This is a genomic window from Sorangium sp. So ce406, from assembly GCF_051474675.1.
Taxonomy (GTDB): Bacteria; Myxococcota_A; Polyangia; order Polyangiales; family Polyangiaceae; genus Sorangium; species Sorangium cellulosum_G.
Genome location: NZ_CP150340.1, coordinates 3,672,920 through 3,688,712 on the forward strand (window position 1 = coordinate 3,672,920; position 15,793 = coordinate 3,688,712).

Sequence of the window (15,793 nt, forward strand, 5' to 3'; positions counted from 1 at the left end):
CGCCGGGCTCCCCCGGGGATCCGGTGAGACGGCAGCTTCGACGAGAGCGAGCGGCACATTCAGCGCTGCTCGCCTCTCGTGAACACGAATCGATCTTCAGTCATTGTCAATCCCGCCTGACAGGCGAAGACGAGCGATCTCCTGCCGTGTCCGCCTGTCATCCGCCGTCTTTCTCCTGCCGTGACCGCCTCCCGCTCATCGCTCGGGGGCATCGTGCGCTTGCGCTGACTCTTCATTACATCGCGCGACCATCGCTCTTGATTCGCGATCGAGCTGAGAAATAACACTCAAGCTCTATTGCGACGTGTCGTGATCACACAACCGTCGATCGGGAATGTGGCCTGGGCGAGCCGTGTCCCTTGCTTTGCGCGCACCGCGCCCGCGTGGTGCGCCTGGATGAAATGATTCGCGGCTCGCTTCATCACTTCAAGGAGAAATCTTCATGCGCTTTATCAGCTTGCTGGGCCTCTGCTCGGCCTCGATCGCGTGCTCCCTGGTCGCCTGCATCGGCGCGTCGACGGACGACGAAGAGATCGCGTCCCTGGAGGGCGGCGTCGTCAGCGCGGACGGGTCGATAGAGGCGGTCCTCTCCGTCCAGTCGCAGTGGGCGTCGGGGTACTGCGCGAACGTGTCCTTGAAGAACGTGGGCGCCGCCCCGATCTCCACCTGGAGCATGGTCATCGCGCTCAACGGCTCCAGGCTGGACAGCGCGTGGAACGTGACCACCACGCCGTCGAGCGGCCAGTTCTCCGTCGCTCCCCTGAGCTGGAACGCGGCGCTGGCCAGGGGCGCCTCGACGAGCTGGGGCTTCTGCGGGGTCGGTGCCGGCATGCCCACGATCGCGTCGATCAACGGCGGCGGGGTCAGCGGCTCGACCTCGGCGAGCTCCAGCAGCAGCGCGTCGAGCAGCTCCAGCAGCAGCGCGTCGAGCAGCTCCAGCAGCTCCAGCAGCAGCTCCGTGAGCTCCGGAACGGGCGGCGCTGGCGGCGCGGGCGGCGCGGGCGGCGCGGGCGGTGCTGGCGGCGCTGGCGGCGCTGGCGGCGGAGGTGGGGGCACCACGGGCCCTGGATGGGACTGGGCCGGGATCATCGGCACCGGGCAAAGCCTGTCGGTCGGCGCGCAGGCGACGCCGGTGAGAGCGACCACCCAGCGCTATCACAACCTCAAGCTCTCGCTGGGCAGCGTCAGCGTGCCTCCGTTCAATCCGAACGCCGCCGGGCTCTCGATGGTGCCGCTTGTCGAGCCCATCCGCCCGCTCGCCACCGGCTATCCGAGCGCGTATCCGCGCAACATGTACGGCGAATCGCCGCACACGGCCATGGGCGACCAGATCACCACGCTGGCGCAGGCCTCGACGGGCCGCGATTACATCAGCGTGCACACGGTCGTCGGCGAGAGCGGACAGGCCATGTCGGTCATCCGCAAGGGCGCCAGCGACACCGGCTCCACGGGTCGGGCCTACGCGGCGTCGCTGTTCGAGACCTCGGCGATCGCCCGCCTCGCCGGCGCGCAGGGCAAGAAGTTCGGCGTCGGCGCGATCGTGATCACCCACGGAGAGTCCGACGCCGGCAGCGCGAGCTACAAGAACGATCTCATCCGGCTCTGGACCGACTACAACACCGACGTCAAACCCCTGACGGGGCAGACCCAGTCGATCCCGATGTTCGTGTCCCAGCAGCACGCCTATCCGACCGGCTCGAACCAGCGGTCGGCCTCCACGCTCGCGCAGTGGCAGGTCGGCGTCGACCGCGCGGGCGAGATCATCTGCTCCGGGCCGAAGTATCAGTATCCGTACGCGAGCGACAACATCCACATGACGGTGGATGGCTATGAGCGGCTCGGCGAGAAGCTCGGGCAGATCTACCACGAGAAGGTGGTGCAGGGCCGCGACTGGCGGCCGCTGGAGCCGACCCGCGTCGAGCGCAGCGGCCGCGTGATCACGGTGCACTTCCACGTGCCCGTGCCGCCGCTCGCCTGGGACAACACGCTGCCCGCGCCGCACCAGGGCGCGCTCACCGAGTGGTCGCAGGGGAAGGGCTTCGAGGTGCGCACGGGGAGCTCCCGGATCCGGATCAGCTCCGTCGAGATCTCGGGCAGCTCGGTGCGCATCACGGTCGGCAGCGATCTCCCGGCGACGGGCGTCTTCGTCGGCTACGCGATGACCAGCGACGGCACCGCGTTCGCCGGCCGGACGTGGCGCTCGGGCCAGCTCCGCGACTCGGATCCGTTCGTCGGCTCGATAACGCGCGTCGCCCAGCCGAACTACGCGGTGGCGTTCGAGATGCCGGTGCCCTGAGCCTCGCTGGCGGCGCGTGAAGCCGCGCCGTCGCGGTAGAGCGCCGTGGCCAGACGTCTGGCCACGGACAGCCAGACGTCTGGCCACGGACGGCCAGACGTCTGGCCACGGCGATCTCAGCGCTCGTCGCCGCGGTTTGCGCCCGTTCCCGTCACAGCCTCGGATCGACCGGCTCGCTCTCCAGCGCGAGCACGCCGAACACGCACTCGTGCACGCGGTAGAGCGGCTCGCCCTCCACGAAGCGGTGGAGCGCCTCCAGGCCGAGCGCGTACTCCCGGAGCGCGAGCGCGCGCTTCGACGAGACGCTGCGGTGCCGCAGCCGCGCGAGGTGCTGCGGCATCAGGTACTCCGGGCCGTAGATGATGCGCAGGTACTCCGGCCCGCGGCACTTGATCGCCGGCTGGACGAGCCCGCGCGGGCCGCGCACCACCCACTCCCACGACTTGACCACCATCCCCTCGCCGCCGCGCTCGACCATCTCCGTCCAGAAGGCCACCGCCGCGGCCTCGCTCTGCGGGTCGGAGAGGTCGACAACGTGGTGCGGGGTGGGGACGAAGAACGCAGGATCGACCTCGCTGAGGCGCGCCAGCATCCGCAGGTGAAAGCCGTGATCCCGCGCGGCGTGCACCGCGCCCTCGCTCGCGAGCAGGTGGAACGGGGCGAGCCGCATGTCGGCGAGCGAGCGCACCGGCCAGCAGTAGCGGCGGTAGGCGGCCACATACCCGTCCATCGCCGCCCTCCGCGCCGCGTGCCGCTCGAGCAGCGGCCGCGCGCTCTCGTCCCGCGCGGCCGCGAGCTCCAGCGCCCGGACCGCCGCGCCGAGCGACGCGCGGCCGGACGAGCCCACGGCCGCGTACTGCCCGCGCAGGAGGTCCTGCGCCTTCGCCGACCAGGGCAGGAGCTCGGCGTCGAGGCAGACCCAGTCGGTGCGGAGCTCGGTCCACAGGTCGGCGTGGTCCATCGCCGCGCGCACCCGGTCGATGAGCTCCCGGCTCCGCGCCTCGTCCGCGAAGAACGGCCTGCCCGTGCGCGTCGTGCACACGCCGAGCGGCCCCTCGTCGAGGCGGAACCTCCGCCGCCGCGCGGCCTCGTCGCGGCACACGACCAGCACCGCGCGCGACCCCATGTGCTTCTCCTCGCACACCACGCGGCCCACGCCGTTCTGCCGGAAGTACGCGAACGCCTCGCGCGGGTGCTCGAGCACGCCCCCGTCCTTCGCCGTCTCGGTCGGCGACATCGTCGGCGGCAGGTAGATGAGCCACCGCGGATCCACGGCGAAGCGGCTCATCGCCTCGAGCGCCGCCGCCGCGTTCTCCTCGCGGATCGTCACCATGCCGTGGATCCGCGTGCGGATCGCGCGCCGGCCCCTCACGTCGTCGATGTCGAGCACGTCGGCGTCCTGCCCGCGCGATCCGCCCCTCGGCTCGCCCGCGAGCGGCGCGAGCGGCTTCTTCGGCTCGTAGTACACGCGGCGCGCCTTGACCTCGACGAGCTCGCGCTCCGGGTAGCGCAGCGCCGTCAGCGCGCCGCCGAACACGCACCCCGTGTCGATGCAGATGGTGCGGTTCTCCCACTCGGCCACGGTCGTCGGCGTGTGGCCGTAGACCACCATCGCCTTGCCGCGGTACTCGGACGCCCAGTTGTACCGCACCGGCAGGCCGTACTCGTCGGTCTCGCCCGTGGTCTCGCCGTACAGGCAGAACTCGCGCACCGCGCCCGATCCGCGGCCCTGGAACGCCTCCTTGACCCCCGCGTGCGCGACAGCGAGGTTGCCGTCGTCGAGCACGTAGTGGCTGACGAGCCCGTCGATGAAGTCCGCCGCCTTCGCCTTGAACTCGTCCGTCTCGACCTCGAGCTGCGCGAGCGTCAGCTCCAGGCCGTGGGTCGGCTTCACGTCGCGGCCGCGCAGCTTCTTGAGCAGCTTGACGTCGTGGTTGCCCGGCACGCACAGCGCCGCGCCCGACGCGACCATGGCCATCGCGAGGCGCAGCACGTCGGGCGAGCGCGGCCCGCGGTCCACGAGGTCGCCGAGGAAGAGCGCGCGCCGGCCCTCGGGGTGCGACGCGCGCGGCGCGTCCGGCAGCCCCTCCAGGCGGTAGCCGAGCGCCTCGAGCAGCTCGACGAGCTCGTCGAAGCAGCCGTGGACGTCGCCGATGATGTCGAACGGCCCGTGGTCGTCGCGGCGGTCGGTCCAGAGGCGCTGCCGCTCGATCGCAGCCGCCGCGGCCTCCTCGGGCGACGAGAGCACGTGCACGTAGCGGAAGCCCTCGCGCCGGAGGTCCCTGAGCGAGCGGCGCAGCTCGCGGCTCTGGCCGCGGACCACGTGCGGGCCGAACTGCCGGTCGGGCCGGCCGGCGTTGCGCGCGTGGCAGAGCTTCTCGGGCATGTCGAGCACGATGGCCACCGGCAGCACGTGGTGCTCGCGCGCGAGCGCGACGAGCGGCCTGCGCGCGTCCGCCTGCACGTTGGTCGCGTCGATGACGGTGAGCCGCCCGGCCGCGAGCCGCTTGCCCGCGATGAAGCGCAGCACCTCGAAGGCGTCCGCGCTGGCGGCCTGGTCGTTCTCGTCGTCGGACACGACGCCGCGGTAGTGGTCCGACGAGAGGATCTCGGTCGGCTTGAAGTGCGCCCGCGCGAACGTGCTCTTGCCGGAGCCGGACGCGCCGACGAGCACGACGAGGGAGAGGTCGGGGACGGCGAGGGGCTTCTGCTCGCTCACGGCGACACCTCGGCGCGCAGGAAGACCGCCATCTGCGTGGGCGCGCCGAGCGCGGGATCCATCGGGCCGACGGGCAGGTGCTCGACCGTGTAGCCGTGCGCGCCCGCGACCTTCTCGCAGAACGCGTGGAACTCGGCGCGCGTCCACTCGAAGCGGTGATCGCCGTGGCGGAGCGCGCCGCGCGGCAGGCCCTCGAACCGCTCGTTGTACTCGGCGTTCGGCGTGGTCACGACGACGACGCGCGGGCGCGCGTGCTCGAAGACGCTGCGCGCGAGCGCGCCGAGGCGCGAGAGGTCCACGTGCTCGATGACCTCGACCAGGGTCACGGCGTCGTAGCCCGAGAAGCGCGCGTCCCGGTAGGTGACGGACGCCTGGAAGAGCTGGATGCGCCGCTTCTGCTTGTCGGGCAGGTCGTCGAGGCGGAGCCGGTTCTTCGCGATCTCGAGGCTGCGCACCGAGACGTCGGCCCCGGCGACGCGCTCGAAGACGCGCTCGTCGACGAGGCGCTTCAGCAGCTTGCCCTCGCCGCAGCCGAGATCGAGCACGCTCCGCGCCTCGGCCCGGCGGAGCGCGGCGACGACGGCCGCGCGGCGCTCCTCGTCGAGGCTCATCCGCGCCTCGACCCGGTCCTCGGGCGCGGCCTTCTCGTCCTCGGTCTCCTCGGGGCTCGGGTCGTCGTCGGCGACGAGCCGCGCGAGCGCCGCGCGGAAGAGCGGGCGGCTGTGCTTGAGGTAGCGGAGCGCGATCGCCTCGCGCTCGGGGTGCTCCGCGAGCCAGCCCTCGCCCTTGGCGAGGAGGTTGTCGACCTCGGCGTCGCCCACGTAATAGTGCTTCTTGTCGTCGAGCACGGGCACGAGCACGTAGAGGTGCGCGAGCAGCTCCCGGAGCCGGCACGTCCTCGCGAGCGAGACGCGCAGGGTCGAGCCCTGGCCCCACTCCGGGAACGCCTCGTCGAGCGGGAGCCGCTCGGCCGCGACCTCGTAGCCGAGCGGCTCGAACAGCCGCCGGAGCAGCGCCTCGCCGCCGCGGCACGGCAGCGCCTCGATCGTCGCCGAGAGGGGGAGCGGCGCGTCGGCGAGCTCCGGGCGGTCGCGGCACTTGCCGCCGAGCGCGGAGCCGAAGACCTGCGCGATCGCGACGGAGAGGAACGACGAGGCGACGTAGGGCCGGTCGTTGACGTACTGCGCGAGCGTGCCCGGCTCGCCCATGCCGCGCCCGCGCACGAGGTCCACGGGGTCGACGTCGAGCAGGAGCGCCGCGGTGCACCGCTCCTCGGTCGCCTCGGGATAGAACACGTGCGCCTTGCCGAACGAGAGCGAGAACGACTGCGTGTGCGCCGGGTTCTTGACGAGCAGGTAGCCGAGGTCGGTCGCCGGCCGGTGCGTGGTGGTGAGCGTGAGGAGCATCGGGGGCCGCAGTCTACGGGAGCGGGGCGACTCGCGACAATCGCGGCTGCCGTCGTGCGCGCGCCGCGCCCCGGCGCCGAGACAGGGAGTCGCCCGTGGAAAGACAAGCTTGTATCGACGGAGATCGCGTGTTCGCGGGGGAACGGTGGTGGTGTGGGCGCCCGTGGGGCTCGATGTGGGTAATTGGCGCCGGCGCAGGTGCGTTTGCCCGAGGTGAAATGTTCGGCGGATCCGCGGGCTGTCTTCGTTCAGGAGGGATCATTCCAGAGTGGTTGTCTCTCAAAATGATCTTCTGTGGCTTCGAGTGATGGCGAGCTGTGCAATCTGCATTATTGAGTTGTCACCGGCTGCGCCCTCTCGGCGCGCCCACCTTGTGGAGAGTGCGATGCGATCCTTGGCTTCTCGATCCTTTGCTGTGCTACCTTTGCTTGGCTTTGGCTTGCTTGCCGCGTGCACCGCTCCGGTGCAGGGCGATGAGGGCGACGATGGCGCGGGCGACCTCACCAGCGCCGTGATCACGAGCGATGGGCTCGGGGTCGCGGCGCTGACGAGGTCGGTCGACTGGGGCAGCGGCTACTGCGCCGAGGTGAACGTCGCCAATGAGGGGACCGCGCCGGTGACGTCGTGGACCGTGGTGATCGATCTCCGGCAGTCCAGCCTGATCAGCCTCTGGGAGGCCGAGTCCAGCCGGAGCGGCTCGATCCTGACGGTGACCCCGCAGGCCAACCGTCCCGCGATCCCGGTGGGAGGCGCGGCCAAGTTCGGGTTCTGCGCGGGCGCGACCGGGAGCGACTACCAGCCGGTGATGGTGTCGATGATCCAGAACGGATCGACCGGCTCGGGCGGAACGACCGGATCGGGCGCGACGACCGGCGCCGGCGGGGCAGGGGGGAGCGGCGGGGGCTCGACCAGCAGCGCGAGCGGCGGCACCGGGGGCTCGACCAGCAGCGCGAGCGGCGGCACCGGCGGCAGCTCCGAGGGCGTGGGCACCACGACCGGCGGCGGGGACGGCGGGACCTGCTCGATCCCGCTGCCGAGCTACGAGGACGGCGACGGGTCGGTGACGTGGTACACGCTCGGCCAGGGCTCCGGCGGGGTCGTGAACTGCAGCTTTCCTGTCCTCGGGACGAGCCCGGACAGGATTGCGCACGTCGCGACCGGCGGCGGGCGGTATTTCGCGGCCATGAACACGGCCGATTACGATACGGCGGCCGCGTGCGGGGCGTGCGTGGAGGTGAGCCGCGACGACGGGCGCAAGGTCGTGGCGACGGTCGTCGATCAGTGCCCCTCGAGCGGCAACCCGAAGTGCACGCCCGGGCACATCGATCTGAGCCAGGAGGCCTTCCAGCAGATCGGGTCGATCGACGAGGGGTATCTGGGCACCGGCAACGGCGGGGCCAGGGGGAGGATCTCGTGGAAGTACGTGCCCTGTCCGGTCGAGGGGGATCTCTCCATCTCGCTGAAGGAGCAGAACACCTGGTGGAACGAGTTCCGCGTGCAGGGCCATCGCACGCCGATCGACAAGCTCGAGGTCCAGATCAACGGGACCTGGCGAGCGGCGACGCGGCAAGTCTACAACTACTGGCGCGTCGGCGACGGCAGCATGCCGGCGGGGCCGTGGCGCGTGCGCGTGACCGACGTCCTCGGCGAGACGATCGAGACAACGGTCCAGGTCAGCACGGCCGAGCAGTCCGCGTCGGACCAGTTCTCGACGTGCGAGTGATCCGACCGCTGTTGGGGATCGCGCGCTGAGGTATCCCCTCGAATTCTTCGGAAAAAAATCACAGGGAGGCGGGGAGACGGGGAGGAAATCTTCAAGATACTCCCCGTCTCCCCGCCTCCCTGTTCAATTTTCTCTCAAATTCCCCGCTGAAAAGGGCTGCGCCGAGCCCGCCCGAGCCGGTGCCAGCCGGCCGCCCGTGTCAGCCCGCGCCTCCTGCACCGGTCGAGCCGCCCGCGCCTCCTGCGCCGGCCGAGCCGCCCGCACCCCCGACGCCACCAGCGCCGTCCGAGCCGCCGACGGCGGCAGCGCCGCCGGCTCCGCCCTCGCCAGTACCGCCCGCGCCGCCGGTGCCAGCCGCGCCGCCGGCGCCGCCCTCGCCGCCCTCGCCGCCGGCGCCGCCGGTGCCGCCCTCGCCGCCGGTGCCGCCCGCGCCGCCGGTGCCAGTCGCGCTCCCCGCGCCGCCGGTACCGGTCGCGCTCCCCGCGCCGCCGGTACCGGTCGCGCTCCCCGCGCCGCCGTCACCGCCGGTGCCGCCCCCGCCGCCCGCGCCGCCTGCCCCGGCGTCGTCCAGCGGGTACGTCTCGTCGAGGCACAACGAGCCCTGGGGCGTCCGGGTGCACACCTCGCCTCGTGCGCACTGCCTCTGGCCCCTCGGACAGGGCGTCACGCCGAAGAGGCAGTACCCGTTGGACTCGAGCCCCGCGGACACGCAGGAGGCGTCCGGCAACAGGCAGTCGCTGTGACTCGTGCACGCGTTGGCACAGACACCGACGTCGCCAGCGCCGGAATCGGTCGCGAGGCCGTAGAGGCAGAGCCCGCTCTCCAGCCCTCCGCAGTCGTCGTTGGCGATGTCGCCGCCGAGGACGCAGAGTCCGGCGCAGACACCGGACTCACCGCCGAAATCGATGCACCACGACGCGCAGGGGTCCTCGCCGTCCCGGCCGAGCTCGCACGGGGACCCGTCGGGAAGCCCGGTCGTCGGGTCGTCGACGCAGAGGTTCCACCGGGGGTCGCACACGCGGCCGCCCGTGCACTGGCTGTTCGAGCCGCAGCTCGGCAAGCAGATTGACGCGTCGTCGAGCGCATCGCAGCGCAGATCCTCGCGACCCTGGCACTTCCCCGGATCGAGCTCCATCGCCAGGGTTTCGAGCGGGGGCTCTCCGATCGTGCAGCCGAGGAGGCACGCGCCGCCGATGCACAGGCTGCCCTCGCCGGTACAGTCGCTGTCCTCGCTGCACGCCGCCGTGCAGTACCCGCCCGCGGGGCCTCCGCCGAAGAACTCGGAGTCCGACTCGGGGATGCACACGCCGGAAGGACCGCAGTCCGCGTCGGCCTCGCACCGGGCGGCGAGGCGCGCCCCGCCGCCTGCGGCGCCGGAGCCGCCGTCGCCGCCCGCGGCGCTGGAGCCGCCGTCGCCGCCCGCGGCGCTGGAGCCGCCGTCGCCGCCCGCGGCGCTGGAGCCGCCGTCGCCGCCTGCGGCGCTGGAGCCGCCGTCGCCGCCCGCGGCGCTGGAGCCGCCGTCGCCGCCCGCGGCGCTGGAGCCGCCGTCGCCGCCTGCGCCCGAGCTGGCGCTCCCGGAGACCGAGCCCGTGCCCGTCGAGCTCCCTCCGGGGTCGTCGCCCGCGTCGTCAGAGCAACCAAGGAACGCCGTGGAGAAAGCGAACGTGGCGAGCAAGGTCGCCGAAAATCCTCGAATGCTCATCGATGCCTCCCTGGCCAGGAGCCCCCGCCCACATCAGGCGCGCGCTGTCTGCGTCTCCGCACCGTACCGGAATCGGCGCCGCTCCACGCGGACAAGCGACCTCATGCAGCAGGGAGCTCCCCTGCGCCCGCGGGGGGCCGCGCGGGCGCCGCCCGCCTCAGAGCCGCACCAGCAGCCCCAGGAACCCCGCGAACGTCGGCCGCCCCGCGGTCCCGAGCCGCTCGCCGCCGAGCGTCACGACGGCGCGCGGCTCGGCGAGGATCGCGTGCACGTCCAGCAAGAGCGCCGCGCGCTCGGTGAGGCGCAGCCCGGCGCCCCCGCCGAGGGTCGCGGCCACGGACCAGACCTCGCCTGTCGCGCTCCGGAGCGGGGGCAGGGGGTCGCCGCTGATGAACAGGTGATACCCGCCGAGGCCCGCCGAGAGCACGGGCGAGACCGCGCCGCCCGTCTCGATCGCCCACACCGCCTCGAGGAACGCCATCTCCTGCCGGACCGACACCGTGCCGAGCGCGCCCTCGAGCGCCGGCCCGAGCGTCGGCCCTGCGAACGTCAGCCGCGCCGCGAGCCCCGCGGGCAGCACGCCGCGCCCGGCGGGGCCGCCGCCGTACGACAGCCGCAGCGCGGGCCCCAGGGACGGCCCGACGCCGCCGGTGCTCTGGAGCGCCGCGATCCCGGCCTCCACACCGACGCCGGCGAACATCCCGGGCCGCTCCGCCGCCGCGTCCTCCGCGGCCTGCCGGCGCACCGGCGCCATCCAGCGCTGCACGTCGTCCGGGGCCGCGACGCCGCCGCCCGCCGCGCCCCCGGGCCGCGCGCGCGACGCGAGCAGGTTCGCCTCCAGGAGGCTCGCCTGGAGGAGCTCGACGGCGCGCACCGCCATGACCGAGGGCGCCGCGGTGCCGGCGACCTCCACCGTGCGCACCACCGTCTTCTGCGTCACCCGGTCGACGATCCAGAGGTCCGCGGTGGCGCCCGCCCGGGAGCGGAAGATCGCCGCGGCCGCGAACGCGCCCTCGTCCTGCGCGGCGCGCTCGAGCGCAGCCCGCACGTCGCCCTCGCGCTCGAGCGGCACGATCACCACCTCGAACCCCGCGGCGCCGAGCTCGGCCTTGAGCCGCGTCGCCGCCTCGCGGACCAGCGCGTCGTCCGCGTCGGCCTCGAGGATGGCGACGCGCGAGGCGGCCGCCGCGGCCTCCTGCGGGGGCGCAGCGGGCGCCGCGGCAGCCCGCGCGGGGGTGAGCGCGGGCGCGAGCAGGAGACAGGTCAGAATGGCGAAGGAGCGCACTCGCCAGGGCTTTATCAGATCGTGAGCGCGGCGCGGGCAGGGCCGGCGCGCACGACGCGCACGGCGCGCACGAGAGCAGCAGCGGCGAGAGCGAAGAAGTGGCTTTACAGGGCGCGTAAATGGTGGATCATGCGGCCGGCGTTACACGACCGTGTGGGGGTGGCGTTCAACACCGCACCCACGGTCGAGGTGGACGGGTCCTCGTTCACCGCTTCCGTCGCGGCCGGCCGCAGCGTCGCGCGCGCGTGCGGCGAGCGAGGGATTCGCTGTCAGCTCAGGATGGACGGCAAGAACTCCGCCGTCGTGCTCAGGGAGGCGCGGACATGAAGCTGTTTCGGTTTGCGGGCAATGGCGGGCCGCGTCTCGGGCTCGAGGACGAGCGGGGAGCGCGCCACGATTTGACGGCGGCGTCCCCGGAGGCGTTCGCGTCCGTGGCCTCGTGGCTTGCCCTGCCCGATCCCCTCGGCGCGGTGCGCGACGCGCGCGCGCGCGTCGCAGCCCACCCCCTGCCGCCCGACGTCCCGCTGCTCGCCCCGATCGACGGGCAGGAAGTCTGGGCGGCGGGCGTCACCTACGACCGCTCGCGCAGCGCGCGCAAGGAAGAGAGCGCCGGCGGCGGCGACTTCTACGACCGCGTGTACGACGCCGAGCGCCCGGAGCTGTTCTTCAAGGCAACGCCCCGCCTGGTCGCCGGCCCGGGCGCGCCGGTGCGGATCCGTCGCGACTCGAGCTGGAACGTGCCCGAGCCAGAGCTCACGCTCGTCGTGTCCGCGGCGGGCCGCATCGTCGGCTACACGGCCGGCAACGACGTCTCGTCGCGATCGATCGAGGGCGACAATCCCCTCTACCTGCCGCAGGCGAAGGTCTACGACGGCTGCTGCGCGCTCGGCCCCGCCATCGCGCTCGCGGACGAGCCCGGGCTGGATCTGCGCGCGCTCTCCATCCAGCTCGCGATCCGGCGCAAGGGCGAGGCTGTGTTCGCGGGGGAGACCTCGACAGCGAGGATGCGGCGCGCGCCCGAGGAGCTCGTCGCCTACCTCACGCGCGAGCTGAGCTTCCCCGCGGGCGTCGTCCTCATGACCGGGACCGGCATCGTGCCGCCAGACTCGTTCACCCTCGAGCCTGGCGACCTCGTGGAGATCACGATCCCCGGCGCCGGCACGCTGGCAAATCCGGTATCTCAGGGGTAACCCATGGAATTCTTCGCCCACAACGCCGCCACCGGGGAAAAACTCGGCGCCTTCCGCGACGCCACACCCACCGAGATCGACGCCGCCGCACGCGCCGCCGTCGGCGCAGCGCGGGCCATCGCCGACCTCGCGCCGGAGATGCGCGCGCGATTCCTGGAGACCGTCGCAGACGAGATCACGGCGCTCGGCGAGCCGCTGATCCAGACAGCACACCGGGAAACCGGGCTGCCCGTCGCCCGCCTCGAAGGCGAGCGCGGCCGCACCACCGGCCAGCTCCGCCTCTTCGCCGCCGTCGTGCGCGAGGGCTCCTGGGTCGATGCCCGGATCGATCCCGCGCTGCCGGACCGCAAGCCGCTCCCGCGCCCCGACGTGCGCCGCATGCTGCGACCGATCGGTCCGGTCGCCGTCTTCGGCGCGAGCAATTTCCCCCTCGCGTTCTCCGTTGCCGGGGGCGACACCGCCTCCGCCCTCGCCGCAGGCAACCCGGTCGTGGTCAAGGCCCACCCGGCGCACCCCGGTACCTCCGACCTCGTGGCCTCGGCCCTGCGCGCGGCCGTCCAGAAGGCGAGCCTGCCCGCGGGCGTGTTCGGCATGGTGCACGGCGCCTCGCCCGAGGTCTCGCTCGCGCTGGTGCGCCACGAGGCCATCCAGGCGGTGGGCTTCACCGGGTCCACCCGCGCCGGCCGCGCCCTCTGCGACGCCGCGGCCGCCCGCCCGCGGCCGATCCCCGTCTTCGCCGAGATGAGCAGCATCAACCCGCTGATCGTGCTGCCCGGCGCGCTGCGCGAGCGCCGCGATGCGATCGCCGAGGGGCTGGTCAACTCGTGCACGCTCGGCGTCGGCCAGTTCTGCACCAAGCCGGGCCTCGTCCTGGGGTTGGCCTCCCCTGAATGGGATGCGTTTGCGCGGTCGGTCGCCGACCGAGCCCGCGCCCTCACGCCCGGTGTGATGCTGCACGCCGGTATTCAGGAGTCGTTCGACCGCTCCGTGCGGGAGCTGAAAGGAGCGGAGTGGCTGACCGACACCGGCGCGCGCGTCGCTCGCGTCTCCGCCGTCGACTTCGCACGGCAGCCGCACCTCGCGCACGAGATCTTCGGGCCGTACACGCTGCTCGTCACCGCCTCGAGCCGCGGAGATTTGCTCGATCTCCTCGGCGGGCTCGAAGGCCAGCTCACCGCCACGCTTCACGGGACCGACGACGATCTCGCCGCCGCCCAGGACCTTGTCGATGTCCTCGGCCGCGTCGCGGGCCGCCTCGTCTTCAATGGCTATCCGACGGGGGTGGAGGTGTCGCACGCCATGCACCACGGCGGGCCGTATCCAGCGAGCAGCGACGCGCGCTTCACCTCGGTCGGGAGCGCGGCCATCTTCCGCTTCGCACGTCCCGTTTGCTACCAGTCGTGTCCTCCCGCGCTGCTCCCGCTGGAGCTGCAGGACGAGAATCCGCTCGGGATATCGCGTCTCGTCGACGGCCAGGCCACCCGCGACCCCATCGCACCCCGCGCATGAACCACGACCCGGTGTTCGAGTCCGGCAGCGAGGCGATCTACACCCTGCGCACCACCGCGCCCGGACCGTCGGGGCGCCTTCCGCTCGAGGCCGAGCAGCTGCGCGCCATGTCCAGCGGCGAGCTGTTCGGCTGGACTCAGAACGCCGGGATGGGGTGGGATCCCGCGCGCCTGCGCGGGAAGCAGTTCCTCGTGCTCAGCACGCAGGGGGGTATCCGCGCGCCCGACGGCACGCCGATCGCGCTCGGGTACCACACGGGACACTGGGAAGTGGGGCTGCTCATGGAGGAAGCCGCCCGCACGTTCACGGCCAGCGGCGGCATTCCGTTCGCCGGCTATGTCAGCGATCCGTGCGACGGGCGGACCAATGGCACCGTCGGCATGCTCGACAGCCTCGCTTACCGCAATGACGCCGCCATCGTATTTCGACGACTGATACGCTCGCTGCCCACCCGCCGGGGCGTGCTCGGCGTCGCCACCTGCGACAAGGGGCTGCCGGCCATGTTGATGGCGCTCGCCGGCTCCCTCGACCTCGCCACGGTGCTCGTGCCGGGCGGCGTCACGCTCCTCGCGGAGGAGGCGGAGGATACCGCCAAGGTCCAGACGCTCGCGGCGCGCTTTGCGCGCGGGGAGGTGAGCCTCGACCACGCCGCCGAGATGGGCTGCCGCGCCTGCGGTTCCCCCGGCGGCGGCTGCCAGTTCATGGGGACGGCCGCGACGAGCCAGGTGGTCGCCGAGGCGCTCGGGCTCGCCCTCCCGCACGGCGCGCTCAGCCCGTCGGGCGCCGAGATCTGGCGCGACCTCGCCCGCCGCTCCGCGCACGCGCTCATGGCCCTCGAGCGACGCGGCGTGACCACGCGGGATATCGTCACCGACGACTCGGTTCACAACGCCATGGTGCTGCATGCCGCCGTCGGCGGGTCGACCAACCTGGTGCTCCATGTGCCGGCGATCGCCCATGCGGCCGGACTCCGACGCCCCACGGTGGACGACTGGGCGCGCATCAACGCCCTTGTTCCGCGCCTCGTGGACGTGTTGCCCAACGGGCCGCGACACTTTGCCACGGTTCAGGTCTTCCTCGCGGGAGGCGTCCCGGAGGTCATGCTCCATCTGCGCGAGCTGGGCCTGCTGCGGCTCGGTGCGCGCACCGTCAGCGGTCGGACCCTGGGCGAGAACCTCGAGTGGTGGGAGCGCAGCGAGCGGCGCCTGCGCCTGCGCGACAAACTACGGCAGCTGGACGGCATCGACCCGGACGACGTGATCATGCCCGCCGGGAAGGCGCGCGAGCGCGGCCTCACCAGCACGGTGACCTTCTTGCGCGGTAACCTCGCGCCCGAGGGAGCGCTGGTGAAGAGCACCGCGATCGCCCCCCAGGTGATCGGACCGGACGGCGTTTATCTGCACGAAGGACCTGCGCGCGTGTTCGGCAGCGAGGACGCGGCGATCGAGGCGATCAAGACCGGCGCCGTGCAACCGGGGGACGTGATGGTGCTGATCGGCATCGGTCCCGGTATCGGGATGCCGGAGACATACCAGATCACCTCCGCCCTCAAGCACGTGAAGGACGGGCACCGTATCGCCCTGGTCACGGACGGTCGTTTCTCCGGCGTCTCCACCGGGGCGTGCATCGGCCACGTCAGCCCGGAGGCGTGGGCGGGTGGACCCATCGGCCGCGTGCGCGACGGCGACCGCGTCAGGCTCCGGATCGACACGCGCAGGCTGGAGGGGACGGTGGACGTCGTGGGTGCGGATGCCGGCGATCTTGCCGCCCGCCTGCCCAATCCAGCCCTTCAACCCGACGGCCGAGTGAACGCAGATACGCGGTTGTGGGCTGCGCTTCAGGATGCCAGCGGCGGAAGCTGGGGTGGGTGCGTCTATGATGCCGAACGCATCATCGGGCTCCTCGGTCGCGCCGTCGCGGCGGAGCGGAGCTCCTGATCGCGCACCGGATCACGAGAGCACCG

10 protein-coding genes and 1 pseudogene are annotated in these 15,793 nt (G+C 72.6%); 7 read left to right on the forward strand and 4 right to left on the reverse strand.

The annotated features are described in order from the left end of the window. Window positions 1–442 precede the first annotated feature (442 nt). Window positions 443–796 (forward strand): annotated as a pseudogene (locus WME96_RS13710) (cellulose binding domain-containing protein); the annotation flags it as partial. A 33-nt stretch (window positions 797–829) separates the two neighbouring features. Beyond that, window positions 830–2,296, forward strand: a complete 1,467-nt coding sequence (locus tag WME96_RS13715; RefSeq protein WP_437292315.1) for a dockerin — start codon at window positions 830–832, stop codon at window positions 2,294–2,296. A gap of 151 nt (window positions 2,297–2,447) precedes the next feature. Here WME96_RS13715 and WME96_RS13720 read toward each other — a convergent pair whose 3' ends face one another. Then, complete coding sequence (locus WME96_RS13720; RefSeq protein WP_437290576.1) at window positions 2,448–5,015, reverse strand: polynucleotide kinase-phosphatase; 2,568 nt, start codon at window positions 5,013–5,015, stop codon at window positions 2,448–2,450. Continuing rightward, a complete protein-coding gene (locus WME96_RS13725; protein WP_437290577.1) occupies window positions 5,012–6,421 on the reverse strand; it encodes a 3' terminal RNA ribose 2'-O-methyltransferase Hen1 in 1,410 nt (469 codons plus the stop codon). The genes WME96_RS13720 and WME96_RS13725 overlap by 4 nt, the downstream gene beginning before the upstream one ends. Window positions 6,422–6,860: 439 nt before the next feature. Between WME96_RS13725 and WME96_RS13730 the strand changes: the two genes are divergently transcribed. Continuing rightward, entirely contained in the window at window positions 6,861–8,144 is a 1,284-nt protein-coding gene (locus WME96_RS13730) for an expansin EXLX1 family cellulose-binding protein (protein ID WP_437290578.1), read from the forward strand. 199 nt (window positions 8,145–8,343) lie between these two features. Here the strand turns inward: WME96_RS13730 and WME96_RS13735 are convergent, their stop codons facing one another. Together WME96_RS13735 and WME96_RS13740 are read right to left on the reverse strand one after the other, a co-directional pair. Then, the gene (locus tag WME96_RS13735) at window positions 8,344–9,846 is read right to left on the reverse strand and encodes a hypothetical protein (RefSeq protein WP_437290579.1); all 1,503 of its coding nucleotides are present in this window, start codon (window positions 9,844–9,846) and stop codon (window positions 8,344–8,346) included. 157 nt (window positions 9,847–10,003) lie between these two features. Next, the gene (locus WME96_RS13740; RefSeq protein ID WP_437290580.1) at window positions 10,004–11,131 is read right to left on the reverse strand and encodes a hypothetical protein; all 1,128 of its coding nucleotides are present in this window, start codon (window positions 11,129–11,131) and stop codon (window positions 10,004–10,006) included. A gap of 129 nt (window positions 11,132–11,260) precedes the next feature. Here WME96_RS13740 and WME96_RS13745 point away from each other — a divergent pair, with 129 nt between their 5' ends. The 4 genes from WME96_RS13745 to WME96_RS13760 are packed head-to-tail and all read left to right on the forward strand — an operon-like array spanning window position 11,261 to window position 15,767. Beyond that, window positions 11,261–11,458 carry an aldehyde dehydrogenase family protein gene (locus WME96_RS13745; protein ID WP_437290581.1) on the forward strand — a complete coding sequence of 66 codons (198 nt, stop codon included), beginning with the start codon at window positions 11,261–11,263 and terminating at the stop codon, window positions 11,456–11,458. Then, on the forward strand, window positions 11,455–12,321 hold the full coding sequence (locus WME96_RS13750) for a fumarylacetoacetate hydrolase family protein (protein WP_437290582.1): 867 nt from the start codon (window positions 11,455–11,457) through the stop codon (window positions 12,319–12,321). Before WME96_RS13745 ends, WME96_RS13750 begins: the two co-directional genes overlap by 4 nt. Window positions 12,322–12,324: 3 nt before the next feature. Beyond that, on the forward strand, window positions 12,325–13,830 hold the full coding sequence (locus WME96_RS13755) for an aldehyde dehydrogenase (NADP(+)) (RefSeq protein WP_437290583.1): 1,506 nt from the start codon (window positions 12,325–12,327) through the stop codon (window positions 13,828–13,830). After that, complete coding sequence (locus WME96_RS13760; RefSeq protein ID WP_437290584.1) at window positions 13,827–15,767, forward strand: YjhG/YagF family D-xylonate dehydratase; 1,941 nt, start codon at window positions 13,827–13,829, stop codon at window positions 15,765–15,767. The genes WME96_RS13755 and WME96_RS13760 overlap by 4 nt, the downstream gene beginning before the upstream one ends. Window positions 15,768–15,793: the final 26 nt, after the last annotated feature.

What these genes read in the sequence shown, in the direction of transcription:
- WME96_RS13750 (WP_437290582.1), top strand. Translation starts at nt 11,455, where the DNA reads ATGAAGCTGTTTCGGTTTGCGGGCAATGGCGGGCCGCGTCTCGGGCTC.
- WME96_RS13715 (WP_437292315.1), top strand. Translation starts at nt 830, where the DNA reads ATGCCCACGATCGCGTCGATCAACGGCGGCGGGGTCAGCGGCTCGACC.
- WME96_RS13755 (WP_437290583.1), top strand. Translation starts at nt 12,325, where the DNA reads ATGGAATTCTTCGCCCACAACGCCGCCACCGGGGAAAAACTCGGCGCC.
- WME96_RS13725 (WP_437290577.1), bottom strand. Translation starts at nt 6,421, where the DNA reads ATGCTCCTCACGCTCACCACCACGCACCGGCCGGCGACCGACCTCGGC.
- WME96_RS13745 (WP_437290581.1), top strand. Translation starts at nt 11,261, where the DNA reads ATGCGGCCGGCGTTACACGACCGTGTGGGGGTGGCGTTCAACACCGCA.
- WME96_RS13735 (WP_437290579.1), bottom strand. Translation starts at nt 9,846, where the DNA reads ATGAGCATTCGAGGATTTTCGGCGACCTTGCTCGCCACGTTCGCTTTC.
- WME96_RS13760 (WP_437290584.1), top strand. Translation starts at nt 13,827, where the DNA reads ATGAACCACGACCCGGTGTTCGAGTCCGGCAGCGAGGCGATCTACACC.